Raw genomic sequence first — 23,549 nt, 5'->3', positions numbered from 1 at the left:
CCGATCCGGTCAGGTCATGTCGTCGTAGCGCCGGTCGATCGGCCGCGGTGCCGCGATGGCATCCGGCGTCTCGATCGGCCCGACGGTGTCGACCCGCTCTCCGGCGGTGACCGGCTCCGGTTCGAGGTTCAGCGGCGAGATCTCGTCGTCGTCCAGCCCGGCGTAGACCTCCTTGCCCCGTCCACGCCGCCGATCGTTGATCATCGCCACCCCGACGGCCGCGAAGTAGAGCGCGCAGAGGCAGATGGCCAGCGCGGTCATACCGAACGGATCGGGGGTGGGCGTGACGATCGCTGAGAAGGCGAAGAACACGAAGACGGCGACCCGCCACCAGCTCAGCAGCCGCCGGCCGCTGGCGATACCGACGAAGTTGAGCATCAGCACGACCAGCGGGAACTCGAACGCCACCCCGAACATCAGGATCATGTTGGTGACGAAGGAGATGTACCGAGTGATCTCCAGCGTGTTGGTGACATCCTCGCCGGCCAGCCCGACCAGGAACTCCAGGCCCTTGGCCACCACGAAGTACGCCAGCACGGCGCCCGCGACGAACAACGGCGCCGCCAACGCGGTGAAGATGTAGGCGTACTTCCGCTCGTGCCTGTGCAGGCCCGGTGCGATGAACGCCCAGAGCTGGTAGAGCCAGATCGGCGCGGCGATGATGAGTCCGACCCAGAGCGCGATCTTCAGGTCGAGCAGCAGGACGTCCGCCGGACCGAGCTGGGTGAACTGGCACTTGCCGTTCACGGTCGAGCCGGGCAGGTTGCAGTACGGCTGCTGCAGCAGGCCACGGACGCGCTTGGCCAGCCAGAGGCCGACGCCGAAGCCGACCAGGATGCCCACCGAGGCCCAGAACAGTCGGTTACGCAGCTCCCGGACGTGCTCGATGAGAGTCATCGAGCCGTCGGAGGCCCGTTCGAACTTGCTCGGACCGCGCCGGCGCAGAGCGAAGGCCACGGTGACGAGCCCCGGTCAGTTGTCGCGGACGCGCTGCGGGTCGTTCACCGGCGCCGCGGGTGCCTGGTAGCCCGGCTGGTGAACGCTGGTCGGCTGGACCGTCGAGTCGCCGGGCAGCGGCTGCCGGGCCGCCTGGGCGTCGGCCTTCTCGGCCAGGTCCTTGTCGTCGTCCGCGAGGCTCTTGGTCTCGGCCTTGATGATCCGCAGCGAACGGCCGAGCGAGCGGGCCGCGTCGGGAAGCCGCTTCGCGCCGAACAGCAGGACCAGCACAGCAACGAGTACGAAGATGTGCCACGGCTTAAGGGCGCCCATGGAAGCTCCAGTTCGGTGTTCGTCCAGCAAAGGGGTGTTCTGGCCCATCGTACGTGCGTCGGGCGGGACCGCCACCCGCCAGGCTGATGACAATCCGGCCCGGAGGGTGAAGTCTTGACCAACGCCGGGCATCCCGTCAACCGGGTGACGACGCCGCCCGGCGGAAACGGCCGGCGCCGCCGTCGACGCCGATCGACCTGGCTACGCGCTCTCCCCGCGCCTGGCCTTGATCAGCGTGACGCGCCGCTGCATGGTGTCGACCTGCTGTTGCAGCGCCTCCGCCCGGTCCTGCACGGCGAGCGCGACGCGTTGCAGATCCTCTGCCTGCTCCTGCCGTTGCTGCAACGCCAACGCGGCCCGTTGCAGGCGCGGGAGCCGGCTGAGCACCCGACGGATCGCCAGCCCGAGCACCAACAGCCCGACCAGGACTACCGCGAGAACGATCCACTTCACCACGCCGGCCAGCCTAGTGGCTTCCGGTCGCAGCCGCCGGATCGGCGTTCCGGGCCGACGGGGAGCCCGACGCCGGCCCGACCACTACCGGCGGGGCGCCGGGAAGCGCACCGACGGGTGCCGGTCCGGTCCCGGCCGGCAACGTGGCGTACGCGTCGAGCGCCGCGGCGGCCTGGTCGCGTACCTCCTCGGCGAGTTCCGGCGGCGAGACCACGGTGACGTCCGGCCCGAGGCCGAGCACGAATCGGCGGGCCCAGTCCAGGTCGGTGACCCGCAGCGAGACCAGCCACTCCCGGCCCGCCCCGTCGGCACCGGCCACCTCGTCGCCGGGCTCGACCCGCTCGCAGGGGTAGTACTCGGTGATCCACCGCCCGCCCCGACCCACCCGCAGCGTCACCAGCGGCAGTTCGGCGGAGGGCTGGAAGATGCCGCCGCTCAGGTCGTGCAGCCGGGCCTGGGGCGGCGCCACGGCCGGCTCGTCGAGTTCGACGAGCGCGTCGATCCGGTCGGCCCGGAACATCCGCACCGACTCCGCCCGGCGGCACCAGGCCTCGACGTACGCCAGGCCGCCGACCATCAGCACCCGGATCGGGTCGATGGTGCGCTCGGTCGTCTCGTCCCGGGTCGCGGTGTAGTACGTGATCCGGAGCGCCCGCCGACGCTGCACCGCGCCCCGCAGCGCCTCCACCCGATCGCTGTCCCCGGGCATCCGTACCGCGACCGGGGCGTCGGCGAGTTCACCGGCCGCATTCTCGATCTTGGCCAGGGCCCGCTCGATCGCGTCCCGGTTCGCCATCCCCGGGGTCTCGGCGAGCATCCGCAGCGCGACCACCAGGGCGAGCGCCTCGTCCGGGGTGAGCCGCAGCGGGCGGTCGATGCCGGCGTCGTAGGTGATGGTGACCCGGTCACCGTCGAACGCCATGTCGATCAGGTCGCCGGGACCGTACCCGGGCAGCCCGCAGACCCAGAGCAGTTCCAGGTCCTCCCGCAGTTGCCGTTCGGTCACCCCGAGGTCGGCGGCGGCCTCGGACAACTCGATGCCGGGCCGGGCCAGCAGGTAGGGCACCAGGTTGAGCAGTCGGGCCAGCCGGTCGGCCGAGGCCCGTGCGCCGCCGGACCGTTGCGCCGGACGAGTCACGCCGGCTCCTCCCTCTGGTCAGTCAGTTACCAGGGCACCGGCCCTGCTCCCACCCGTGTTACGCCGACGTCCGGGCCACGACCACGTCGTCGTGCCGGGCGGCGATCTCCTTCAGCCGCTGGATGACGGCCTCCCGGATCTCCGGCGGATCGACCACCCGGACATCGGGACCGTAGCCCACGAGCCTACCGGCCAGTGACTCGGCTTCGGCGTACGGCAGGACCAGCAGGTCGCCGTCCGGTCCGCTGGTCACCTCCCGGGCCCACCGGCGCAGCCCGGCGGCCCGTCCGGGGCGGACCAGCACGGTGGCCCGGCCGGAGCGCTCCACCGGACCGGAGAAGCGGGCGACGTGACTGATCAGGTCGACGCCCACCGGCGGTTCGAAGGCGTTCGGCCTGCCGAGCACCCGGACCGCGCCGCCGACGATCCGGGACAGCCGGAAGCATCGGGCCGCCGCCCGGTCGAGATCGTGGCCGACCACGTACCACCGGCCGCGCCAGCAGACCACGCCCCAGGGTTGCAGCCGGCGGCTGGTCGGGGCGTCGCCCTCGGGCACCCGGTACTCGAAGGTGACCGCGCGGCGGTCCCGGGCTGCGCTGGTGAGCGGCGCGAACGCCGGGTCCACGGTGACCACGGGCTCCATCCCGAGGGTGGCCTGCGGGTCGACGTCGATGCCGGCGGCGCGCAGCTTGGCCAGCCCGGAGGAGGCCGCGGCGGCCAGCCCGGCGTGCCGCCAGAGCCGGGCGGCGATGCCTACCGCCGCCGCCTCGTCGGGTTCCAGCGGAATGTCCGGCAACGCGTATTCGCGGTGCGCGATCCGGTAGCCCGGCTCGGCGTCGAAGGCGCTGGCCGTGCCGGTCTCCAGCGGCACCCCCAGCTCGCGCAGCTCGGCCTTGTCGCGCTCGAACTTGCGCTGGAACGCCTCGTGGTCCCGAGGGTCGTCCGGATCATGCTCATAGCCGGGTACGGTCGCGGCGATCTGCGCGGCGGTCAGGAACCGTCGCGTGGACAGCAGGCAGATCACCAGGTTGACCAGGCGTTCGGTACGGGTCCGCGACACGACACAGACGCTAGCAGTGTCGGATCACAACGCGGGTACCCGCGCTCGGTCCCGTCCGGTCCGACCTTACGGCCGCCGACCGGCTCCTAGGCTGACCGTATGGCGGAGCGGGAGGGCACCTCGGAGAGCCTCGGCACGGTGGTGGTGGCCGGGCTGGCCAATCTCGCGATCGCCGTGGCCAAGGTGGTGGCCGGAACCATCTCCGGCTCCGCCGCGATGCTCTCCGAGGGCGCCCACTCGGTCGCCGACACCACCACCGAGGTGCTGCTGTTCACCGCGCTCCGCCGGGGCGCCCGGCCCGCCGATCCGCAGCACCCGTTCGGGTACGGCAAGGAGAGCTACGTCTGGGCGTTCATCGCCGCGATCTTCACCTTCGTGGTCGGCGCCGGCTTCTCGATCACGCACGGGGTCAACACCGTACGGGACGGGGTGCACAGCGGCGAGTACCTGGTCTCGTACGTCGTACTGGCGATCTCGTTCGGAATCGAGTCGGTCTCCCTGGCCCGGGCCGTCCGGCAGATCGTCCGGGCCTCCCGCGAGCGGAACATCAGCCCGGCCCGTTTCCTGCGGCACACCGCGGACACCACGATCAAGGCGGTGTTCCTGGAGGACGTCGCCGCACTGATCGGCATCTCCGTCGCCGCCGCCGGCCTCGGCCTGGCCCAGCTCACCGGCGACGAACTCTGGGACGGGCTGGCCTCGATCGTGATCGGCCTCCTGCTCCTGGTGGTCGCCGCCATCCTGGCCCGCAGCAACATCTCGCTGCTGGTCGGGCGGGCGGTGCCGCCGCAGATGTACTCCGAGATCTACCGCGAACTCTCCTCGCTGCCGACGGTGGACCGGGTGGACACGCTGCTGACCATGCACCTCGGTCCGGACGACATCCTCGTCGCGGCGAAGGTCGACTTCCGGGACGAGGCGACCGGGGCGGAGATCGAGGCCGGCTCGGACCAGGCCGAGCGGCAGCTCGTCGCCCGCTACCCGAACATCCGGTACGTCTTCCTCGACCCCACCCGGACCCGCCGACCCTGACGGTCGGGCACGGGTGTCGGACGGGGCCGGACGACGGAGCCCGGACGGCCGCCGACTACCCTGCCGGCCATGGTGCGATGGCGGTCCGGCACGGTCACGGCGCTCCGGCGGCACTGGCACGGTGCGGTCGAACTCGACGTCCGGCAGACCGACGGCGGCGTCGTCCGGGCACTGGCGTACCCGGAACTGGTCGGCATGCCCGAGCCGGGCGACCGGGTGCTGCTCAACGTGGGCGCGCTGGTGATGGGGCTCGGCACCGGCGGGTACGCCCTGGTGGTGGCGCTGCCGGACCGGCTGCCGGCCGACCCGCCCGACGCCGGCGACACGCGCGAGGGTGGTCACCTGGTCAAGGCCCGCTACACACCGTTGCAACCGATCGTGCTCGGTGTCGACGAGGAGGCCTCGCCGCACCGGGCGGTGCTGGCCGACGCCGACGGCCTCGACGGGCTGCCGGTGGTCACCGCCGATCTGCACTCCGCGCTGCCGGCGATCGTCGCCGGGATCCGGGCCGACGCGCCCGGAATTCGGATCGCCTACCTGATGACCGACGGGGGTGCCCTGCCCGCATGGTTCTCCCGGACCCTGGACGGGCTGCGGGCCGAACTCGCCGGAACGGTGACCGTGGGCCAGGCGTTCGGCGGTGACCTGGAGGCCACCAACCTGCACAGCGGTCTGCTCGCCGCCCGGCACGTGCTCGACGCCGAGGTGGCGATCGTCGCGCAGGGGCCGGGCAACCTGGGGACCGGCACCCGGTGGGGGTTCTCCGGGGTGGCGGTCGGTGAGGCGGTCAACGCCGTCGCCGCGCTGGGCGGTCACCCGGTGGGTTCGCTGAGGATCTCCGGCGCCGATCCCCGGTCCCGGCATCGCGGGCTCTCGCACCACAGCGTCACCGCGTACGGCCGGGTCGCGCTGGCCACCGCCGACCTGGTGCTGCCCACCGAACTGCCGCCGGACCTGGCGGCCGAGGTGGAGCGGGCACTCGCCCCGCTGGCCGGGCGGCACCGTGTCCTCCGGGTGGCCGTGGACGGGCTCGACGAGGCGCTGCGGGCGACGCCGGTCCCGCTCTCCACGATGGGGCGCGGCCTGGATGCCGACCACGCGTACTTCCTCACCGCGGCCGCCGCCGGGCGACACGCCGCCAGCCTGCGCTGAGCCGGACCCGCCGCCGGCCCGAGCCGAGCCGCCGGGGCATGCCGACGCGACGGGCGTGCCGACGCGACGGGGCGTGCCGGCGGGTCAGCTCAGGAACACCAGGGCCAGCCAGCCGGCCACCACCACGACGAGGGCCACCGTCAGCACCCAGGTGGGCACCTTGTACTCGCCACGGCGGTTGCGCTCGATCTCCTCCCGGATCTTCGCGCGCCGCCGCTCGACACGGTTCTGTCGCACCTGCTCGGGGCGGTGGTGCTCGCCCTCGTCACGACCGGATTCTGGATGTGTCATAGCGGGGGCCAGAATAACGAATGCCCGGGCGGGCCCGCCGGCCCCGCCCGGATGCCCGGTCACATGCTCGCGATCAGCCGCTCGACCCGCTCGTCGTAGGCCCGGAACGGGTCCTTGCACAGCACCGTCCGCTGCGCCTGGTCGTTCAGCTTGAGGTGCACCCAGTCGACGGTGAAGTCCCGGCGCTTCTCCTGGGCGTGTCGGATGAACTCGCCGCGCAGCCGGGCCCGGGTGGTCTGCGGCGGCGTCTCCTTGGCCTCGAAGATCTCCGGGTCGGTGGCGATCCGGTCGACCTGCTTACGCCGCTCCAGCAGCCCGTACAGGCCGCGTCCACGGCGCAGGTCGTGGTAGGCGAGGTCCATCTGGGCGATCCGGGGGTGCGAGAGCGGCAGATCGTTCTTGCGCTGGTACTTCTCGATCAGCTGAAGCTTCGTCACCCAGTCGATCTCCCGGGACACCGGGTCCAGGTTGCCGTTCTCGACGGCGTTGAGCACCCGCCCCCACAACTCGACGACCCGCTTCGCGGTCTGGTCCCCGCCCCGCCGCTCGACGAACTCGGTCGCCTTGGCGAGGTACTCCTGCTGGATCTCCAGCGCGCTGATCTCCTTGTTCGAGGCCAGCCGCACCTTCCGGCGCCCGGTGATGTCGTGCGAAACCTCCCGGATCGCCCGGATCGGGTTCTCCAGCGACAGGTCGCGCATCACCACCCCGGCCTCGATCATCCGCAGCACGATGTCGGCGCTGCCCACCTTGAGCAGGGTGGTGACCTCGTTCATGTTCGAGTCCCCGACGATGACGTGCAACCGTCGGTACCGCTCGGCGTCGGCGTGCGGCTCGTCCCGGGTGTTGATGATCGGCCGGCTACGGGTGGTCGCCGACGAGACGCCCTCCCAGATGTGCTCGGCCCGCTGGGACAGGCAGTAGACCGCCCCGCGCGGGGTCTGCAGCACCTTCCCGGCCCCGCAGATCAGCTGCCGGGTCACCAGGAACGGGATCAGGACGTCGGCCAGCCGGCCGAACTCCCCGTGCCGGGAGACCAGGTAGTTCTCGTGGCAGCCGTACGAGTTGCCGGCCGAGTCGGTGTTGTTCTTGAACAGGTAGATCTCGCCCGCGATCCCCTCGTCGTGCAGCCGCTTCTCGGCGTCGACCAGCAGACCCTCCAGGATCCGCTCGCCGGCCCGGTCGTGGGCGACCAGGTCGGAGACCGAGTCACACTCGGGGGTGGCGTACTCCGGGTGGGACCCGACATCGAGGTAGAGCCGGGCACCATTGCGTAGGAAAACGTTGCTCGATCGTCCCCAGGACACCACCCGACGGAAGAGATACCGGGCGACCTCGTCCGGAGACAGTCGCCGTTGACCGCGGTAGGTGCAGGTGACGCCGTACTCGGTTTCAAGGCCGAAGATTCGCCGCTCCATGGTTGGAGATTAGTCGCCCGGAGGCGTGGTTGGTCAGTGTCGGGACGTGGCGTTGCGCGGATCTGGTTCCGATGCCGGTCCGGACCCCCCGAGCGGGGCCCACGGATCGGCACCGACCGACCCCCGCGCCGCCGGCCGGACGGTCACCGGCCGGGGTCCTCCAGGATCCCGAAGAGATACTCACCGTAGCCGCTCCTGCTCAGCGGCTCGGCCAGTTCGCGCAGCTGGTCGTCGCTGATCAGCCCGCTACGCCAGGCCACCTCCTCGATGCAGCCGACCTTCAGCCCCTGCCGTTCCTCGATCACCCGGACGAACTCGCCGGCCTGCATCAGTGAGGTGACGGTGCCGGTGTCCAACCACGCCGTACCCCGGTCCAGGGCCGTCACCTTGAGGCGGCCCGCCTCCAGGTAGGTCTGGTTCACGGCGGTGATCTCCAGTTCGCCCCGCTCGCTCGGGGTCAGGCCGCGCGCGATCTCCACCACGTCGTTGGCGTAGAAGTAGAGACCCGGCACCGCATAGCGCGACTTCGGCTTCTCCGGCTTCTCCTCGATCGACAGTGCCACCCCGTCGGCATCGAACTCGACAATTCCGTATCCCTCGCAGTTCGCCACTGGATAGGCGAAGATCCGTCCACCTTCGGGCGCACCGTTGCGGGCCAGGCTCCGACCGAGTCCACCACCGTAGAAGATGTTGTCGCCGAGAATCAGGGCCACCGGCTCGCCCGCCAGGAAGTCCTCGCCGAGCAGGAACGCCTGGGCGATTCCGTCCGGGCTCGGCTGCATGACGTACTCCAGGCGGAGTCCCCATTGGGCGCCGTCGCCGAGCAGCCGCCGGAACTGTGCCTGGTCGCCGGGGGTGGTGATAATGAGGATTTCCCGTATTCCGGCCATGACCAGAGTGGACAGCGGATAATAGATCATCGGTTTGTCGAAAACCGGCATAAGCTGTTTCGAGACCGCCTGGGTGATCGGCCACAGCCGCGAGCCGGTACCGCCGGCCAGCAGGATTCCGCGCATTCGCGCAGGTTACCGGTGTGCGGTCCGACGTTGAGTCGCCTCGCCGACAGAGTTCTTTGCGGTCGAGCCACAGAAGAACGCGTAGACTTCCCGATTCATGAGGATCCTCGTAACCGGTGGAGCCGGATTTATCGGTTCTGAATATGTTCGTATGGTGCTCACCGGTACGGGCCCCCGACTCGCGCCCAGTGTGGTCACCGTGCTGGACAAGCTGACCTACTCGGGCAACCTGGCCAACCTCGACCCGGTCCGCGACGACCCCCGGCTCCGGATCGTGGTGGGAGACATCTGCGACCCGGCCGTGGTCGACGAGGCGGTGGCCGGTCACGACGTCGTCGTGCACTTCGCCGCCGAGTCCCACGTCGACCGCTCCATCCACAGCGCGGCGCCGTTCATCACCACCAACGTGCTCGGCACCCAGACCCTGCTGGACGCCGCGCTGCGACACGGCACCGGCCGGTTCGTGCACGTCTCCACCGACGAGGTCTACGGCTCGATCGACTCCGGATCCTGGACCGAGACCTGGCCGCTGGCGCCCAACTCACCTTACGCCGCCGCCAAGGCCGGTTCCGACCTGCTCGCCCTGGCGTACCACCGCACCTACGGGATGGACGTGGTGCTCACCCGGTGCTCCAACAACTACGGTCCGTACCAGTTCCCGGAGAAGGTCATTCCGCTGTTCGTCACCAACCTGCTCGACGGCGGCAACGTGCCGCTCTACGGCGACGGCGGCAACGTCCGGGACTGGCTGCACGTGCACGACCACTGCGTCGGTATCGCGCTGGTCCAGGACAAGGGCCGACCGGGCGAGGTGTACCACATCGGCGGCGGCACCGAGCTGACCAACCGCGAGCTGACCGCCCGACTGCTGACCGCCTGCGGTGCCGGCTGGGACCGGGTCACCCCGGTCGCCGACCGGCTGGGCCACGACCGCCGCTACTCGCTGGACATCACCAAGATCAGCGAAGAACTCGGGTACGCCCCGCAGGTCACCCTCGAGCACGGGCTCGCCGAGACGGTCACCTGGTACCGGGATAACCGGGCCTGGTGGGAGCCGCTGAAGGCGCGGCTGGGCGGCGAGGGAACCTGGCGACCCGGCGTGACGCCCCGATGACCACCGCCGGCCGGGTCCAGCCGGGTCGGCAGGCCGGATCCGGGATCGGGTGGCTGGTCACCGGGGCCGGCGGGATGCTGGGCCGGGACCTGGTGGCCGTACTCTCGGCCCGGCCGGACACCCGGGTCACCGCCGCCACCCGGGCCGAACTGGACCTGACCGACCCGGCGGCGGTTCGCGCCGGGGTGACCGGGCACCAGGTCGTGCTGAACGCCGCCGCCTGGACCGACGTGGACGGGGCGGAGAGCCGGGAGGCCGCCGCCACCGCGGTCAACGGTGCCGGGGTGGCCAACCTCGCTCGGGCCTGTGCCGAGGCGGGTGCCCGGCTGCTGCACGTCTCGACCGACTACGTCTTCGGCGGTGACGCCACCCGGCCCTATCCGGAGGACGCCCCGACCGCTCCGATCAACGCCTACGGCCGGAGCAAACTCGTCGGCGAACTCGCGGTGGCCCGTCTGCTCCCGCACACCGGATACGTCGTCCGAACCGCGTGGCTGTACGGCGCCCACGGCCCCAACTTCGTCGCCACCATGCTGCGGCTGGCCACCGAACGGCCACAGCTCGACGTCGTCGACGACCAACTGGGCCAGCCGACCTGGTCGTACGCCCTCGCCGAGCGCCTGGTCGACCTCGGCGCCGCGGCCTGGCGCGGCGACGCTCCGGCCGGGATCTACCACGGCACCGCCGCCGGCCAGACGACCTGGTACGGCCTGGCTCGCGAGATCTTCGTCCGCGCGGGCCTCGACCCGGACCGGATCCGGCCGGTCGACAGCGGCCGGTTCCCCCGACCCGCCCGCCGGCCCCGCTACAGCGTGCTGGGCCACGCCGGCTGGGCCCGGGCCGACCTGCCCCCGCTGGCGGACTGGCGATCGCTGCTCGCCGAGGCGCTGCGCCCGGCGGACCCGGCGATGGTCGCCACCGGGCCGTCCGGCTCGGGATCGCTCGTCAGCGGCTGACCCGCTACTCGTCAGCGGCTGGTCCTCGCTACTTGGCTGGCTTGGCCTTGCCCGGCTTGTCGTCCCCGTTCCCGGCGTCCTTGTCCGGCGTGGCGGAGCCGGTCGACTTGTCCTTGCCCTCCAGGTCCGCGGAGGCGGCCGACTCGGTCGGCTTGTCCGGGCCGGTGGCCGGCGGCTTCGGCTCCGGGGCCTCGGTCCCGGCGGCCTTGGCGGGCGAGCCGTTGAGCAGGGCGGTCAGCGGCGCACCGGTGATCCGCCGGAAGGTACGGCCCACCCGGCGGCGGTCCAGGATCGCCACCTCCAACTGGCTCGCGGCGATGGTCCTGGGTGCGCCGCCCTCGCCACCGACACTGCCGAGCGCCCGTACGGCCAGCCGGATGGCGGCCTCGAGCGACATGTCGGGCTGGTGGTCCTCTTTCAGCGCTCCGGTGACCGCCTCCGCCTGGCCCCCCATCGCCATCCGGCCGGGCTCGTCGTTGACCGAACCGTCGTAGGTGATCCGGTAGAGTTCGTCGTCCTCCGGTGTGCCACCCACCTCGGCGACGCAGATCTCCACCTCGAACGGCTTGGACTGCTCCGTGAAGATCGCCCCCAGGGTCTGGGCGTACGCGTTGGCGAGTGCCCGGCCGGTGACGTCCCGCCGGTCGAAGCTGAGCCCGGTGGTGTCCGCCATCCGTACGCCCGCCCGGCGCAGGTTCTCGAACTCGTTGTAACGGCCCACGGCGGCGAAGGCGATCCGGTCGTAGATCTCACTGACCTTGTGCAGGGCGCTGGAGAGGTTCTCCGCCACGAAGAGCACCCCGCCCTCGTAACTGAGCATCACGGCGCTCCGGCCCCGGGCGATGCCCTTGCGGGCCAACTCCGAGCGGTCGCGCATGATCTGCTCGGGTGAGGCGTAGAACTGCATGGCCACGGCGGCGGTTCTCCTTACCGGTTCTGCTGACGGCGGACTGCGGGTGTGCGGCGGCGTCAGCCGCCCGGGTTCTCCATCCGGGCGGCGACCACCGCTTCGGCGACCGTGGCCGCCTCGGCGTCGGAGAGCCGGTTGGTGCCCTCCGCGGTGGCCGTCATCACGACCGGGTAGATCCGGCGGCTCAGGTCGGGGCCGCCGGTGGCACTGTCGTCGTCGGCTGCGTCGTACAACGCCTCGACGGCGACCCGGATGGCCTCCTCGGTGCTCATCCCGGGGCGGTACCGCTTCTTCAGGGCCGACTTCGCGAACAGCGAGCCGGAGCCGATCCCGTCGTAGCCGACCTCCTCGTAGGGGCCGCCCGCGACGTCGAAGCTGAAGATCCGACCGGCGCGGGTCGGATCGGCGGCGGCCAGGTCGAATCCGGCGAAGATCGGAATGACCGCGAGGCCCTGCATCGCCGCGCCCAGGTTGCTCCGGACCATCGCGGCGAGCCGGTTCGCCTTACCGTCGAGGGAGAGCATCGCCCCCTCGATCTTCTCGTAGTGCTCCAGTTCCACCTGGAACAGCCGCACCAGTTCCATGGCGATGCCCGCCGTGCCGGCGAAGCCGACCAGCGAGTGCGCGTCGGCCGGGTGCACCTTGCGCATGTCCCGGCTGGAGATCAGGTTGCCCATGGTGCCGCGCCGGTCACCGGCCATCACGACGCCGTCGGCGGTGGTCAGGGTGACGATCGTGGTGGCGTGCGGGACGAGGCCGGTGGCGGAGCCGGGCGGCAGCGGCCGGCGACCGGGCAGCAGGTCGGGGGCTGCCGCACTCAGGAACTGGGTGAAGGAGGACGTCCCCACGTTGAGGAACACGTCGGGTAGACGCCCGCTTGGATCAAAAGCCGCTGCCACGTGCTTCCTCTCAGGTATCTCATCGCGTCGCCCCGGTCCCCCGCGTCAACGCGGAACCGGACGAGGCCACCGTTGCGGTGGAAGCAGAGTATCCTCCGGATCCCACCGGTGCGATCATCGTGGTCCTCGTGTTGCGAACCGGCGGGACGCCCGTCTCCCCGACCCGTCGGGGAGCTTGACGGTCACCGAACCGTGGTGCCGGGGTCGGTGACCTCGGGACCACGGGTCCGGGCCGGCACCGACGGTCTCCCGGGCCCGGAACGCCGTCCTGCGCTGGCGGCGAGGCCGGGCCGGGTCCGCCGACGGCGCCTACTCCCCGCCCTTCTGGACGTAGCCCCGGACGAACTCCTCGGCGTTCTCCTCCAGCACGGAGTCGATCTCGTCCAGCAGGTCGTCGACATCCTCGGTGATCTCCGCGTGCCGCTCGGCAACCTCGGGATTCGCCTCGGTCGCGACCTCGTCGACCTCCTCGTCCCGACGCGACTTCCCGGGCTGGGTCTGACCACCGGTGTCACGAGTAGCCATCTGGTGCCTCCTCCACGATCGCCTGCGAGAAACTTACCTCGGATGGACGACGAAACGTCGCCGCCGCGACTCCAGCGGCCCGCACAACCGATCTTTCTCGCCGCCGGCCCGGCCGTCAGCCGCCGGTGATCGTCTCCAGCAGGTCCTTGGCGCTGGCACACCGGTCGAACAGCGCACCGACGTGCTTACGCGTGCCCCGCTCGGGCTCCATCATCGGCACCCGCACCAACGATTCCCGCCCGACGTCGAAGATGACCGAGTCCCAACTCGCCGCCACCACCTCGGAGGCGTACTGGGCGAGGCAGCGACCCCGGAAGTAGGCTCGGGTGTCCTCCGGCGGCTCCACCATCGCGGCCCGGGTCACCTCGTCCGACAGCAGAGTGGCCATCGAGCCCCGGCTGACCAGGCGGTGGTAGAGGCCCTTCTCCGGGCGTACGTCGGAGTACTGCAGGTCGACCAGTTGCAGCTTGTGCGAGGCCCAGCCGAGCTTCTCCCGCTCCCGGTAGCCCTCCAGCAGCCGCAGCTTGGCCACCCAGTCGAGTTCACCCGCGCAGAGCATGGCGTCCCGGCCCAGCCGGTCCAGCACACTCTCCCAGCGATCGAGCACGTCCGCGGTCTGCTCGTCGACGTCGTCGCCGTACCGCTGCTCCACAAAGGATTGGGCCCGCTCGTAGTACGCCCACTGCAGGTCGAGCGCGGTCAGTCGCCGCCCGTCCCGCAGCCGGAGCCGGTGCGACAGCGACGGGTCGTGGCTGACCGCCTTCAGTTCGCCGACCGGATCGGCGATCGCGAGGTCGGGCGTGAGCGCCTTCTCCTCGATCATGGCGAGGACCAGCGACGTCGTGCCGACCTTCAGGTACGTGGAGATCTCCGAGAGGTTGGCGTCGCCGATGATGACGTGCAGCCGGCGGTACTTGTCGGCGTCCGCGTGCGGCTCGTCCCGGGTGTTGATGATCGGCCGCTTCAGCGTCGTCTCCAGGCCGACCTCGACCTCGAAGAAGTCGGCCCGCTGGGAGATCTGGAAACCGGGCTGGGAACCGTCCTGCCCGATCCCGACCCGTCCGGCACCGCAGACGATCTGCCGGGTCACGAAGAACGGCGTCAGGTACGCCACGATGTCCGCGAACGGGGTCTGCCGGCGCATCAGGTAGTTCTCGTGCGCACCGTAGCTGGCGCCCTTGTTGTCGGTGTTGTTCTTGTAGAGGTGGATCGGGTGCGTACCGGGGATGGTGGCCGCCCGCCGGGACGCCTCGGCCATCACCCGCTCACCCGCCTTGTCCCACCGGACCAGGTCGAGCGGGTTGGTCACCTCCGGCGTCGAGTACTCCGGGTGGGCGTGGTCGACGTAGAGGCGGGCGCCGTTGGTCAGTATGACGTTCGCCAGTCCCAGGTCCTCGTCCGCCAGTGCCTCGGCCGGGTCGTACGCCGCGCCGGAGTAGGTGAACCCCCGGGCGTCCCGCAGCGGCGACTCCTCCTCGTAGTCCCACCGCGCCCGGCCGCCCCGGGCCAGCTCCGGCCGGGCACCGTACGCGTTGACGACCTGGGAGGAGGTCACCATCGGGTTGGCTCCGGCCTGGCCGGGCACGGAGATGCCGTACTCCACCTCGCTGCCCATGATCCGCCGTACGCTCATGCCGTCGCCTCGCTCCGCTCGGCGCCGCCATGAGGCACATCCGCACTGAGCCCGATGATTCGCTCGCCACGCTCGCTCATGCCGTCGCCTCGCTCCGCTCGCCCATGTCGTTGAGCGTAGTCCGCCCCATCGCCGGATTGTTCGCCCGGCGTGTCGACACGGCCACGGTACGCCTCAATCACGCCGTCATCCGGTTCCACACCCCTGACGTACCCGGACAGCATCGTGGGCGCCGCGACCGCGACGCCCACGATGGTTCCGCACGTTACAGATACTGGCCGGTGTTGCTCGCGGTCTCGATGGACCGGCCGGCCTCCGCGCCCTTGCCACCGGAGACGAGGGTACGGATGTAGACGATCCGCTCCCCCTTCTTGCCGGAGATCCGGGCCCAGTCGTCCGGGTTGGTGGTGTTCGGAAGGTCCTCGTTCTCCCGGAACTCGTCGACGCACGCGTCGAGCAGGTGCTGCAGCCGCAGCCCCTTGCGCCCGGAGGAGAGGAACTCCTTGATCGCCATCTTCTTGCCCCGGTCGACGATGTTCTGGATCATCGCGCCGGAGTTGAAGTCCTTGAAGTAGAGGACTTCCTTGTCCCCGTTGGCGTAGGTGACCTCGAGGAACCGGTTCTCCTCGGTCTCCGAGTACATCCGGAGCACCACGGCCTGGATCATGGCGGCGACCGTCGACTGCGGGTCGTGACCGTGCTCGGCCAGGTCGTCCGGATGCAGCGGAAGACCGGTGAGGATGTACTTGGAGAAGATGTCCTTGGCCGCCTCGGCGTCCGGCCGCTCGATCTTGATCTTCACGTCGAGTCGACCGGGCCGCAGGATCGCCGGGTCGATCATGTCCTCCCGGTTGGAGGCGCCGATGACGATGACGTTCTCCAGGCCCTCGACGCCGTCGATCTCACTGAGCAGCTGCGGCACGATGGTGTTCTCGACGTCGGAGGAGACGCCGGAGCCACGGGTCCGGAACACCGAGTCCATCTCGTCGAAGAACACGATGACCGGAGTGCCCTCGCCGGCCTTCTCCCGGGCCCGCTGGAAGATCAGCCGGATGTGCCGCTCGGTCTCACCGACGTACTTGTTGAGTAGCTCGGGGCCCTTGATGTTGAGGAAGAAGCTGGTGTGCTTCTCCTGGCCACGCCGTTCGGCGATCTTCTTGGCCAGCGAGTTGGCCACCGCCTTGGCGATCAGCGTCTTGCCACACCCCGGAGGACCGTAGAGCAGGATGCCCTTCGGCGGACGGAGTTGGTGCTCCCGGAACAGGTCGGCGTGCAGGAACGGCAACTCGACGGCGTCCCGGATCTGCTCGATCTGGGCCTGCAGGCCACCGATGTCGCCGTAGTCGACGTCGGGAACCTCCTCCAGGACCAGTTCCTCGACCTCGCTCTTGGGAATCCGCTCGTACGCGTACGCCGAACGCGGTTCGATCATGAGCGAGTCGCCGGCCCGCAGGGCGGTGCCGATGAGGGTCTCCGCGAGGTGGACGATCCGTTCCTCGTCGGCATGGGAGATCACCAGTGCCCGGTCGCCCGCGCCGCCGGAGGGGCTGTCCAGCACCTCCTTGAGCATGACGACCTCGCCGACCCGCTCGTAGCCGAACGCGTCGACGATGTTGAGCGCGTCGTTGAGCAGGACCTCCTGGCCACGCCGCAACTCCGCCACCTCGAGCGAGGGTGATACGGCCACCCGAAGCTTGCGACCGCCGGTGAAGACGTCCACCGTGCCGTCGTCGTGTCGGGCCAGGAAGACACCATAACCGCTCGGCGGTTGCGCCAGACGGTCAATCTCCTCCTTGAGCGTGACGATCTGGGCGCGTGCCTCCTTGAGGGTGTTCACGAGCCGCTCGTTGTTCTCCGTGAGTCGAGCCAACTGCGCCTGAGTCGCCGCCAGCCGTTCTTCGAGCTGCCGGACGTGTCGAGGGCTTTCGGTCAACTTGCGCCGCACCAGAGCGAGTTCCTCTTGAAGAAACGCGACCTGGGTGGAGAGATCGTGGGCCTCCTTCTCCCACCGTGCGGCGCGCGAGTCCGCGTCGTCGCTGCGTGCCACGTCCCACCTCCCCGGGGGCTTGAACGTTCTGCCCTAACACTAACCGCTATGACGCTGATTCGGTTCCACGCAACACCCTCGTCACTGAACCTTGATCACTTTGTCCGCACCCAAGCTGATCATCTCGGCCCGTCCCGGCCGGGATCCCGGGCCGTGACTCGGGTACCGTCGCAGCGTGGTTGGCGACAGCACGCAACGGGCCGGGACGGCGATCCAGCCGGGGCCGGCGGAACTCCGGGTCTGGGTCGACCAGGACCTGTGCACCGGCGACGGGCTCTGTGTGCAGTACGCACCCGAGGTCTTCGAGTTCGACGTCGACGGCCTGGCGTACGTCAAGGACGCGGCGGGCGATCTGCGGCTCGCTCCGGGCAGCCGGGTGGACGTACCGGCCCACCTGCGGTTAGAGGTGATCGACGCGGCCAAGGAGTGCCCCGGCGAGTGCATCCACGTCCTGCGCGGCACGGACGACGTCGAGGTGGCGGGACCGGAAGCGGCCTGACCACGTCCGAGGCCTGTCGGGCGGCCGACATGGCCGGGGCCCGTCCGGGCGGCGCCGGTCCGGCCGGGCCGGCCGCCATTCGCTGCCGGCGCCGAACGACCGGACGGACCGTCAGAGGGTCGGACGGCCGACGACCGAGGCGACCAGCCGGGCGAACTCCTCCAGCCGGGCGATCTGCCCCGCGCCGCCGTCGTCGAGCGTCTTGCCGAACCGCAGCGCGTCGTGCCGGGGCGGTAGCTGCGCCTCGTCGCCGGGCACGCCCTCGTCGAGCGAACTGAGCAGCAGGTAGACGTCGATGCTGTCGACCCGGATCTGACCCGTGGGGCTGCGACTCAACCGGCGCCGGCAACCCACCTCACTCACCGTCGAAACGGGCACCACCCGCAGCGACGAGGTCATCGAGCCGGCCGGGCCGTCATCCGGCGGCACGTCCTCGCCGTGCCAGAGGATCAGCCGGCTGCCGTCGCAGATCGCGACCTCCTGCCAGACCCCGTTCACCTCGTTGACGAACCGCTCCAGGGTGAAGCCGAGCACCGACGCGCCCCGGAGCACGCCGGTCAGCGCCTCCATCGCGACATCGGGATCCCGCAGGTACGCCCTGGCTGCCGACTCCAGATCCTGGTAGGGCGACCAGTCCGGAAAGACCGCGGGCAGGTCGCCACCGCCGCCACCGTACGCCGGCCGGCTCATGGCGCCTCCTCGCGAAGGGTCATCCCGCGGCTCCCCCGGGTGTCGCCTCGGCCTCCTGCCGCGCCTGGCGACGCAGCGCGTACGCCTCGGCGCCCTTGCTCGGCTTACGCCGGCGGGGCGGAGCCGTGACGCCGGGGGCGAGCCTGCGGCTGGAGACGAGAAAAGCAGTGTGCGCGATCATCCGGTGGTCCGGACGTACCGCGAGTCCGTCGGCGTGCCAGTCCCGCACCAGGGACTCCCAGGCTCGCGGCTCGGTGAAGCCGCCCCGCTCGCGCAGTGCCTCGACCAGTTCGGAGAGCTGGGGCGTGGTGGCGACGTAGCCGATGAAGACGCCGCCCGGCACCAGGGCGCGCTCGACCAGGTCGAGTGCCTCCCAGGGAGTGAGCAGATCAAGGATAATACGGTCGAAACCGGACTCCTGGCAGGCCGCGACGTCCCCAACCCGGAGGGTCCAGGCCGGATGCGGTCCACCGAAGAAGGATTCCACATTTCGACGGGCGATTTCGGAAAAGTCCTCGCGGAGCTCGTAAGAATGCAGTTCGCCCTCCGGACCGACCGCCCGGAGCAGGGAACAGGTCAGCGCGCCCGAACCGACGCCGGCCTCGAGCACCTTGGCACCCGGAAAGACGTCCCCCATCGTCACGATCTGCGCGGCGTCCTTGGGATAGATCACCTGGGCACCGCGCGGCATGGACAGCACGTAGTCCGAGAGCAGCGGCCGCAGCGCGAGGTACGGCGTGCTGCCGGTCGAGGTGATCACGCTTCCGTCGGGCAGCCCGATCAACGCGTCGTGCTCGATCGCGCCCCGGTGGGTGTGGAAGGACCGTCCCGGTTCCAGCGTGATCGTGTGCATCCGTCCCTTCGGGTCGGTGAGCTGCACCCGGTCACCCGGCCGGAACGGGCCTCGATGTGCCGGCACCGGGGCGGCCGGGTCGGTGGGAACGGCGGTGGGCTGTGCGGTCACTGAGTCATCTTCCGTTTCGGCTCCAGGAGCTGCGCCAGGTCGGCGATATGCAGAACACCGATCACATCTTCGCCTGACGTCACGAGGTACTGCGCGCCCGGGTGGGCCTGTACCGCGTTGATCACCTGCTCCCCGCCGAGTCCCACGGCGAGGCTGGGCACCCCGTCCACGCCCCGGGCGACGGTGTCGACGGCCACCCAGGGCCGGCGCTCGACCGGCACCGCCTCGGCCGCGGTCCGGTCGACCAGCGCCACCAGCCGGCCGGACGAGTCCGCCACGCCGAGCGTCGACGCGCCCTGCCCCGCGTCCGCTCCTCGGCGTTGTGCCTCGGCCAACGGGGTGCCGGTGGGCACCGAGAAGACCGGTCGGGCCAGCCGGGACAAATCGATCAGTGGGAACCGCCGGCTGATCCGGGCCGCCCGGATCGTCTGGCCCGCCCCCTGCCAGAGCGTGAACGCGACCAGCAGGATCAGCACCAGGCCCAGCGGCGGAAGCCCGCCCAGCCAGGTCAGCAGGCTGAAGAGCACGACGGTGCCGATCGCGACGGCCCGACCGAACCAGCCGGCCACCTCGGTGGCCAGATTGCGGTCCTTGGTCAGCGCCCAGACCCCGGCCCGCAGTGCCCGACCGCCGTCCAGCGGCAGTCCGGGCAGGATGTTGAAGAGCGCGACCAGCACGTTGCTCGCGGCGAGTTGGAAGGCGAACTCGTTGAGCAGGGTCCGGTCCGGCAGGGCGAGCGTGACGGCCACTCCCAGCAGCCCGAGCACCAGGGAGACGGCCGGACCGGCGAGCGAGACCAGCAGGTCCACCCGGGGGCTCGGCGCGTCCCGGTCCATCTCGGTGTAGCCGCCGAGCAGCTCCAGCGTGATCCCGCGGACCCCGATCCCGTACCGGCGGGCGGTCAGCGCGTGGCCCAGCTCGTGCAGCAGCACCGAGCCGAGCAGGAAGACCACGAACCCGAACCCGACCAGGTAGCCGGTGAGCTGGGACAGGTCGAGCTGCTGTCGGACGAACTCGCCGTACATGATCGTGACCAGGGCGACCAGCAGCAGCATGGAGGCATTGACGTAGACCGGGACTCCGAGCACCCGACCGACGGCGATTGCGGGCCGACGGTCCGGGTTACGTCGCGGTCGCGAGTTTTCCTCCATTGGTCCGATGCTACGGAACATCCTGTCGTGGGCACCCGCCGGTTCGGCCGGGGTCGACGCGGACGATCGGCGCGGGTACGCACGGCGGGGTGGGTGAGGCGGGTTAGGTCGTACCCGTGACATAGCCTTCCGGACATGACGGCGGAGACGGTGACATCGCAGACGGCCGCGCGGGGTCCGGAGACTGCCCCGGCGTCGGGCCGGCCCACCCCGCCGGTCACCGCCTCGCTGTCACCGTCCCGGGCCGCCGACTTCAAGACCTGCCCGTTGCTCTACCGGTTCCGCAGCATCGACCGGCTGCCGGAGCGGACGAGCGTCGACCAGGCCCGCGGCACGCTGGTGCACGCGGTCCTGGAACGGCTGTTCGACCTCCCCGCCGACCAGCGGACCCCGGCCGCCGCGGCCGACCTGGTCGCGCCGCAGTGGGAACGACTGGTGACCGAGCAGGCCGAACTGGCCGACGTGTTCACCGCGGACGACCTCGCCGGCCCGGTCGAGTTCCTGGAATCGGCCCGCGGCCTGCTCGACGGCTATTTCACGGTGGAGGATCCACGCCGGCTGGAGCCCGCCGAGCGGGAGAGCCTGGTGTCCACGGTGGTCGACGACGAACTGCTCATCCGTGGCTACATCGACCGGCTGGACGTCTCGCCCGACGGCGCGCTGCGGGTGGTCGACTACAAGACCGGCGGCGCACCCCGCGAGGCGTTCGAGGCGCGGGCGCTGTTCCAGCTGAAGTTCTACGCCCTGGTGCTGTGGCGGACCCGGGGGGTGGTGCCGAAGGTGCTGCGCCTGCTCTATCTGAAGGACGCGGAGATCTGCGACTACGCGCCCGACGCCGACGAACTGGTCCGGTTCGAGCGCACGGTGCTGGCCCTCTGGCACGCCATCGAACAGGCCACCCGGGCCCGCGACTTCCGCCCCAGGCCCAGCCGGCTCTGTGGCTGGTGCAACCACCAGGCGCACTGCCCGGCCTTCGGCGGAACTCCCCCGCCGTTCCCCGAGCCGGCCACGGCGGTCGGGCCGGCCACGATCCCGGCGACCGTTCCGGTGCCCACCCAGGCAAGCCCGACCGACCCGGCGGTCCCGACCCGTTCCGGCCAGGAGGAGCGGTCCTCCTCCTGAAGGAGGAGACCCAGGTCGCCATCGGCGACGACCTGTTCGGCCGCACAGCGATTACCGTCGCCAGCATGACCCGTACCGATGTCCCGGCACCACCGGGCAACACCCGGGACCGTTGGGCGTGGGTCCGGTTCCGGTTCACCCCCAGACAGCGCGGATGGTTGGTCTGGGACGGACTGCTCGCCATCGCGGCGATCATGGTGGAGACGGTGGTGGCGGTCACCGCCCCGCCGGAGGTGACCCCGCCGGGCTGGCCGGTGGCACTGGTCTGGAGCATCGCCTGCGCCGCACCGATCGCGCTGCGCCGGGTGGCGCCGTGGCCGGCGGTGGCTCTCGCGGTGCCGACCTTCATCGTCTCGGTACTGGCCGGAACCCAGCCGGTGACGGTCGGCGTGACGTTCGTCGCCCTGACCTACACCACCGCGGCCCTGCTGCCGCTGCGCCAGGCCGCGCTCGCCGCCGTACTGCTCTGGGCACCGGCCCTCGCGGTCGCCCTCGCCCAGCCGACCCCGGACAGCCGCACCGAACCGTCCCCCGCCTACGTGGTCTTCACCCAGGTGCTGCTCGCGCTGGTCTGCTTCTTCGTCGGGCGTACGGTGCACGCCCGACGGGCCACCATCCGGGCCCTGGAGGAGCGGGCCCGGGTCGCGGAGGAGAACCAACGCTCCCTGGCCGACCAGGCGGTCGCCGACGAACGGCGACGGATCGCCCGCGAGTTGCACGACGTCGTCGCCCACCACGTGAGCGTGATGGGGGTGCTGGCCACCGGCGCCCGGCGCGTACTGCCCCGCGACCCGGCCGCCACCGACGGTGCGCTGAGCACCATCGAGGACACCAGCCGGACGACCCTACGCGAGCTACGCCGCCTGCTGGACGTGTTGCGCACCGACGCCGAGCCGCCCGCGGACCTCTCCCCGCAGCCGGGGCTCGCCGGGATCGAGGCGCTGGTCGAACAGGTCAAGGAGGCGGGCCTGCCGGTGACGCTGCGGGTGGACGGTACGCCGGGACCGCTGGATCCGGGGGTGGCACTGACGATCTTCCGGATCGTGCAGGAGGCGCTGACCAACACGCTCAAGCACGCCGGGGCGGCCACCGCCCAGGTCCGGTTGAGTTTCGGCGTGTACTGGATGATCGTCGAGGTCTCCGACACCGGCCGCGGCCCGGCGCCGGAGCCCGGACGGCTGGGGCACGGACTGGTGGGCATGCGGGAACGGATGGCCCTCTACGGTGGGACCCTGCGCACCGGGCCCCGCCCCGGCGGCGGTTACCGGGTGTACGCGAAGATGCCGATGGAGCAACTGGGCGCGCCGATCAACGAGGGGGCATCGTGAGGGCGAGAAGCGAGCGTGCCGGGGTGGCCAGGGCAGGACGGGTCCCGTCACCGCGAACCGGCGGTACGGCCGCATGACCGACCGCCAGGAACCGGCCCGGCCGATCCGCATCCTCCTCGCCGACGACCAGCCCCTGCTGCGTACCGGGTTCCGGATGGTGCTGGGCGCGGAGGACGACCTCGACATCGTCGGCGAGGCCGGGGACGGCGCCGAGGCGGTGGACCTGTCCCGTCGCCTGCTGCCCGACGTGGTGCTGATGGACATCCGGATGCCCCGGATGGACGGGGTGGCCGCCACCCGGGCGATCATCGACGCGCGGCTGCCGGTCCGGGTGCTCATCCTGACCACCTTCGACCTCGACGAGTACGTCGTCGGTGCGCTCCGGGCCGGTGCCAGTGGCTTCCTCGCCAAGGACGTGCCGGCCGAGGACCTGGTGACCGCCATCCGGACCGTCGCGAACGGCGAGGCCGTGGTCGCCCCGCGCATCCTCAAGCGGCTGCTGGACCGGTTCGCGGAGTCGCTGCCCGATCCGTCCGCCACCCCGCCGAAGGCGATCGGCGTGCTCACCGAGCGGGAGCGCGAGGTCCTGGTCCAGGTCGCCCGTGGCCTCTCCAACGCCGAGATCGCCCGGGTACTGACGGTGAGCGAGACGACGATCAAGACCCACGTGGGCCACGTGCTGACCAAGCTCGGACTGCGCGACCGGGTGCAGGCCGTCGTGCTGGCCTACGAGACCGGCCTGGTCCGTCCGGGCGCCTGACCGGCACCCGTCTTCCTCGCCGACGCCCACCCCTGAGCGGGTCGGGGTGGTCGACCGCCCCACGGCGTACGCCTGCGGCACGACCGGGCGTACGACCCGCCGGTACCGGACTCGTCCACCCG

Annotated in this window: 24 protein-coding genes; 8 read left to right on the top strand and 16 right to left on the bottom strand. The window is 70.9% G+C overall.

The window, feature by feature from the left end; translation table 11 throughout:
* Window positions 1–9: 9 nt before the first annotated feature.
* The 5 genes from tatC to ACFP2T_RS10100 form a co-directional block, all read right to left on the bottom strand.
* A complete protein-coding gene (gene tatC, locus ACFP2T_RS10120; protein ID WP_377420077.1) occupies window positions 10–957 on the bottom strand; it encodes a twin-arginine translocase subunit TatC in 948 nt (315 codons plus the stop codon).
* 15 nt (window positions 958–972) lie between these two features.
* Window positions 973–1,269: a Sec-independent protein translocase subunit TatA gene (gene tatA / locus ACFP2T_RS10115; RefSeq protein WP_377420075.1), complete on the bottom strand. Its 297-nt coding sequence runs from the start codon at window positions 1,267–1,269 to the stop codon at window positions 973–975.
* Window positions 1,270–1,470: 201 nt separating this feature from the next.
* Complete coding sequence (locus tag ACFP2T_RS10110; protein ID WP_377420073.1) at window positions 1,471–1,725, bottom strand: hypothetical protein; 255 nt, start codon at window positions 1,723–1,725, stop codon at window positions 1,471–1,473.
* A 10-nt stretch (window positions 1,726–1,735) separates the two neighbouring features.
* A complete protein-coding gene (locus tag ACFP2T_RS10105; RefSeq protein WP_377420071.1) occupies window positions 1,736–2,860 on the bottom strand; it encodes a helix-turn-helix transcriptional regulator in 1,125 nt (374 codons plus the stop codon).
* Between the two features lie 58 nt (window positions 2,861–2,918).
* Window positions 2,919–3,920 carry a helix-turn-helix transcriptional regulator gene (locus ACFP2T_RS10100; protein ID WP_377420069.1) on the bottom strand — a complete coding sequence of 334 codons (1,002 nt, stop codon included), beginning with the start codon at window positions 3,918–3,920 and terminating at the stop codon, window positions 2,919–2,921.
* A gap of 99 nt (window positions 3,921–4,019) precedes the next feature.
* Between ACFP2T_RS10100 and ACFP2T_RS10095 the strand changes: the two genes are divergently transcribed.
* Together ACFP2T_RS10095 and ACFP2T_RS10090 are read left to right on the top strand one after the other, a co-directional pair.
* The gene (locus ACFP2T_RS10095; RefSeq protein ID WP_377420067.1) at window positions 4,020–4,952 is read left to right on the top strand and encodes a cation diffusion facilitator family transporter; all 933 of its coding nucleotides are present in this window, start codon (window positions 4,020–4,022) and stop codon (window positions 4,950–4,952) included.
* 69 nt (window positions 4,953–5,021) lie between these two features.
* The gene (locus ACFP2T_RS10090; protein ID WP_377420065.1) at window positions 5,022–6,104 is read left to right on the top strand and encodes a DUF3866 family protein; all 1,083 of its coding nucleotides are present in this window, start codon (window positions 5,022–5,024) and stop codon (window positions 6,102–6,104) included.
* 84 nt (window positions 6,105–6,188) lie between these two features.
* Here ACFP2T_RS10090 and ACFP2T_RS10085 read toward each other — a convergent pair whose 3' ends face one another.
* The 3 genes from ACFP2T_RS10085 to rfbA form a co-directional block, all read right to left on the bottom strand.
* On the bottom strand, window positions 6,189–6,395 hold the full coding sequence (locus ACFP2T_RS10085; protein ID WP_377420063.1) for a hypothetical protein: 207 nt from the start codon (window positions 6,393–6,395) through the stop codon (window positions 6,189–6,191).
* A gap of 59 nt (window positions 6,396–6,454) precedes the next feature.
* On the bottom strand, window positions 6,455–7,813 hold the full coding sequence (gene pafA, locus ACFP2T_RS10080) for a Pup--protein ligase (RefSeq protein WP_377420061.1): 1,359 nt from the start codon (window positions 7,811–7,813) through the stop codon (window positions 6,455–6,457).
* Window positions 7,814–7,956: 143 nt separating this feature from the next.
* Window positions 7,957–8,829: a glucose-1-phosphate thymidylyltransferase RfbA gene (gene rfbA, locus ACFP2T_RS10075; protein ID WP_377420059.1), complete on the bottom strand. Its 873-nt coding sequence runs from the start codon at window positions 8,827–8,829 to the stop codon at window positions 7,957–7,959.
* A 97-nt stretch (window positions 8,830–8,926) separates the two neighbouring features.
* On the opposite strand from rfbA, the gene rfbB reads away from it, so the two are divergent.
* On the top strand, window positions 8,927–9,943 hold the full coding sequence (rfbB, locus tag ACFP2T_RS10070; protein ID WP_377420057.1) for a dTDP-glucose 4,6-dehydratase: 1,017 nt from the start codon (window positions 8,927–8,929) through the stop codon (window positions 9,941–9,943).
* On the top strand, window positions 9,940–10,899 hold the full coding sequence (gene rfbD, locus ACFP2T_RS10065; protein WP_377420055.1) for a dTDP-4-dehydrorhamnose reductase: 960 nt from the start codon (window positions 9,940–9,942) through the stop codon (window positions 10,897–10,899). The genes rfbB and rfbD overlap by 4 nt, the downstream gene beginning before the upstream one ends.
* Before the next feature lie 28 nt (window positions 10,900–10,927).
* Here rfbD and prcA read toward each other — a convergent pair whose 3' ends face one another.
* From prcA to arc, 5 genes are all read right to left on the bottom strand, one after another.
* On the bottom strand, window positions 10,928–11,812 hold the full coding sequence (gene prcA, locus ACFP2T_RS10060) for a proteasome subunit alpha (protein ID WP_377420053.1): 885 nt from the start codon (window positions 11,810–11,812) through the stop codon (window positions 10,928–10,930).
* A 56-nt stretch (window positions 11,813–11,868) separates the two neighbouring features.
* Window positions 11,869–12,708, bottom strand: a complete 840-nt coding sequence (prcB, locus tag ACFP2T_RS10055; RefSeq protein ID WP_377420051.1) for a proteasome subunit beta — start codon at window positions 12,706–12,708, stop codon at window positions 11,869–11,871.
* Between the two features lie 309 nt (window positions 12,709–13,017).
* A complete protein-coding gene (locus ACFP2T_RS10050; RefSeq protein WP_377420049.1) occupies window positions 13,018–13,233 on the bottom strand; it encodes a ubiquitin-like protein Pup in 216 nt (71 codons plus the stop codon).
* Between the two features lie 115 nt (window positions 13,234–13,348).
* Window positions 13,349–14,866 (bottom strand): depupylase/deamidase Dop, encoded by a 1,518-nt coding sequence (gene dop / locus ACFP2T_RS10045; protein WP_377420047.1) that lies wholly within the window; start codon window positions 14,864–14,866, stop codon window positions 13,349–13,351.
* Window positions 14,867–15,131: 265 nt separating this feature from the next.
* Window positions 15,132–16,913 (bottom strand): proteasome ATPase, encoded by a 1,782-nt coding sequence (gene arc, locus ACFP2T_RS10040; RefSeq protein ID WP_377420045.1) that lies wholly within the window; start codon window positions 16,911–16,913, stop codon window positions 15,132–15,134.
* A 211-nt stretch (window positions 16,914–17,124) separates the two neighbouring features.
* Here arc and ACFP2T_RS10035 point away from each other — a divergent pair, with 211 nt between their 5' ends.
* Window positions 17,125–17,412: a ferredoxin gene (locus ACFP2T_RS10035; RefSeq protein WP_377420895.1), complete on the top strand. Its 288-nt coding sequence runs from the start codon at window positions 17,125–17,127 to the stop codon at window positions 17,410–17,412.
* Between the two features lie 111 nt (window positions 17,413–17,523).
* Here ACFP2T_RS10035 and ACFP2T_RS10030 read toward each other — a convergent pair whose 3' ends face one another.
* The 3 genes from ACFP2T_RS10030 to ACFP2T_RS10020 are packed head-to-tail and all read right to left on the bottom strand — an operon-like array spanning window position 17,524 to window position 20,217.
* Window positions 17,524–18,102 (bottom strand): hypothetical protein, encoded by a 579-nt coding sequence (locus ACFP2T_RS10030; RefSeq protein WP_377420043.1) that lies wholly within the window; start codon window positions 18,100–18,102, stop codon window positions 17,524–17,526.
* Window positions 18,103–18,121: 19 nt separating this feature from the next.
* Window positions 18,122–19,066 (bottom strand): tRNA (adenine-N1)-methyltransferase, encoded by a 945-nt coding sequence (locus tag ACFP2T_RS10025; RefSeq protein WP_377420041.1) that lies wholly within the window; start codon window positions 19,064–19,066, stop codon window positions 18,122–18,124.
* Entirely contained in the window at window positions 19,063–20,217 is a 1,155-nt protein-coding gene (locus ACFP2T_RS10020) for a site-2 protease family protein (RefSeq protein WP_377420039.1), read from the bottom strand. The genes ACFP2T_RS10025 and ACFP2T_RS10020 overlap by 4 nt, the downstream gene beginning before the upstream one ends.
* Window positions 20,218–20,352: 135 nt before the next feature.
* Between ACFP2T_RS10020 and ACFP2T_RS10015 the strand changes: the two genes are divergently transcribed.
* From ACFP2T_RS10015 to ACFP2T_RS10005, 3 genes are all read left to right on the top strand, one after another.
* Window positions 20,353–21,339 (top strand): RecB family exonuclease, encoded by a 987-nt coding sequence (locus ACFP2T_RS10015; RefSeq protein ID WP_377420037.1) that lies wholly within the window; start codon window positions 20,353–20,355, stop codon window positions 21,337–21,339.
* A 65-nt stretch (window positions 21,340–21,404) separates the two neighbouring features.
* Entirely contained in the window at window positions 21,405–22,667 is a 1,263-nt protein-coding gene (locus ACFP2T_RS10010; RefSeq protein WP_377420035.1) for a sensor histidine kinase, read from the top strand.
* 73 nt (window positions 22,668–22,740) lie between these two features.
* Window positions 22,741–23,427: a response regulator gene (locus ACFP2T_RS10005; RefSeq protein ID WP_192769643.1), complete on the top strand. Its 687-nt coding sequence runs from the start codon at window positions 22,741–22,743 to the stop codon at window positions 23,425–23,427.
* Window positions 23,428–23,549 lie beyond the last annotated feature (122 nt).

It is taken from the genome of Plantactinospora solaniradicis (assembly GCF_042658085.1).
GTDB classification, from domain to species: Bacteria; Actinomycetota; Actinomycetes; order Mycobacteriales; family Micromonosporaceae; genus Plantactinospora; species Plantactinospora solaniradicis.
Note: the sequence above shows the minus strand (reverse complement) of the source record. Positions and strands in the feature narration are given on the sequence as shown.

Bases quoted from the DNA above. Each gene is read 5' to 3' on its own strand.
- ACFP2T_RS10030 (WP_377420043.1), bottom strand. From the start codon at position 18,102: ATGAGCCGGCCGGCGTACGGTGGCGGCGGTGGCGACCTGCCCGCGGTC.
- rfbD (WP_377420055.1), top strand. From the start codon at position 9,940: ATGACCACCGCCGGCCGGGTCCAGCCGGGTCGGCAGGCCGGATCCGGG.
- pafA (WP_377420061.1), bottom strand. From the start codon at position 7,813: ATGGAGCGGCGAATCTTCGGCCTTGAAACCGAGTACGGCGTCACCTGC.
- dop (WP_377420047.1), bottom strand. From the start codon at position 14,866: ATGAGCGTACGGCGGATCATGGGCAGCGAGGTGGAGTACGGCATCTCC.
- ACFP2T_RS10015 (WP_377420037.1), top strand. From the start codon at position 20,353: ATGACGGCGGAGACGGTGACATCGCAGACGGCCGCGCGGGGTCCGGAG.
- ACFP2T_RS10005 (WP_192769643.1), top strand. From the start codon at position 22,741: ATGACCGACCGCCAGGAACCGGCCCGGCCGATCCGCATCCTCCTCGCC.
- ACFP2T_RS10095 (WP_377420067.1), top strand. From the start codon at position 4,020: ATGGCGGAGCGGGAGGGCACCTCGGAGAGCCTCGGCACGGTGGTGGTG.
- ACFP2T_RS10010 (WP_377420035.1), top strand. From the start codon at position 21,405: ATGACCCGTACCGATGTCCCGGCACCACCGGGCAACACCCGGGACCGT.
- tatA (WP_377420075.1), bottom strand. From the start codon at position 1,269: ATGGGCGCCCTTAAGCCGTGGCACATCTTCGTACTCGTTGCTGTGCTG.
- ACFP2T_RS10085 (WP_377420063.1), bottom strand. From the start codon at position 6,395: ATGACACATCCAGAATCCGGTCGTGACGAGGGCGAGCACCACCGCCCC.
- ACFP2T_RS10050 (WP_377420049.1), bottom strand. From the start codon at position 13,233: ATGGCTACTCGTGACACCGGTGGTCAGACCCAGCCCGGGAAGTCGCGT.
- rfbA (WP_377420059.1), bottom strand. From the start codon at position 8,829: ATGCGCGGAATCCTGCTGGCCGGCGGTACCGGCTCGCGGCTGTGGCCG.
- ACFP2T_RS10090 (WP_377420065.1), top strand. From the start codon at position 5,022: ATGGTGCGATGGCGGTCCGGCACGGTCACGGCGCTCCGGCGGCACTGG.
- rfbB (WP_377420057.1), top strand. From the start codon at position 8,927: ATGAGGATCCTCGTAACCGGTGGAGCCGGATTTATCGGTTCTGAATAT.
- ACFP2T_RS10020 (WP_377420039.1), bottom strand. From the start codon at position 20,217: ATGGAGGAAAACTCGCGACCGCGACGTAACCCGGACCGTCGGCCCGCA.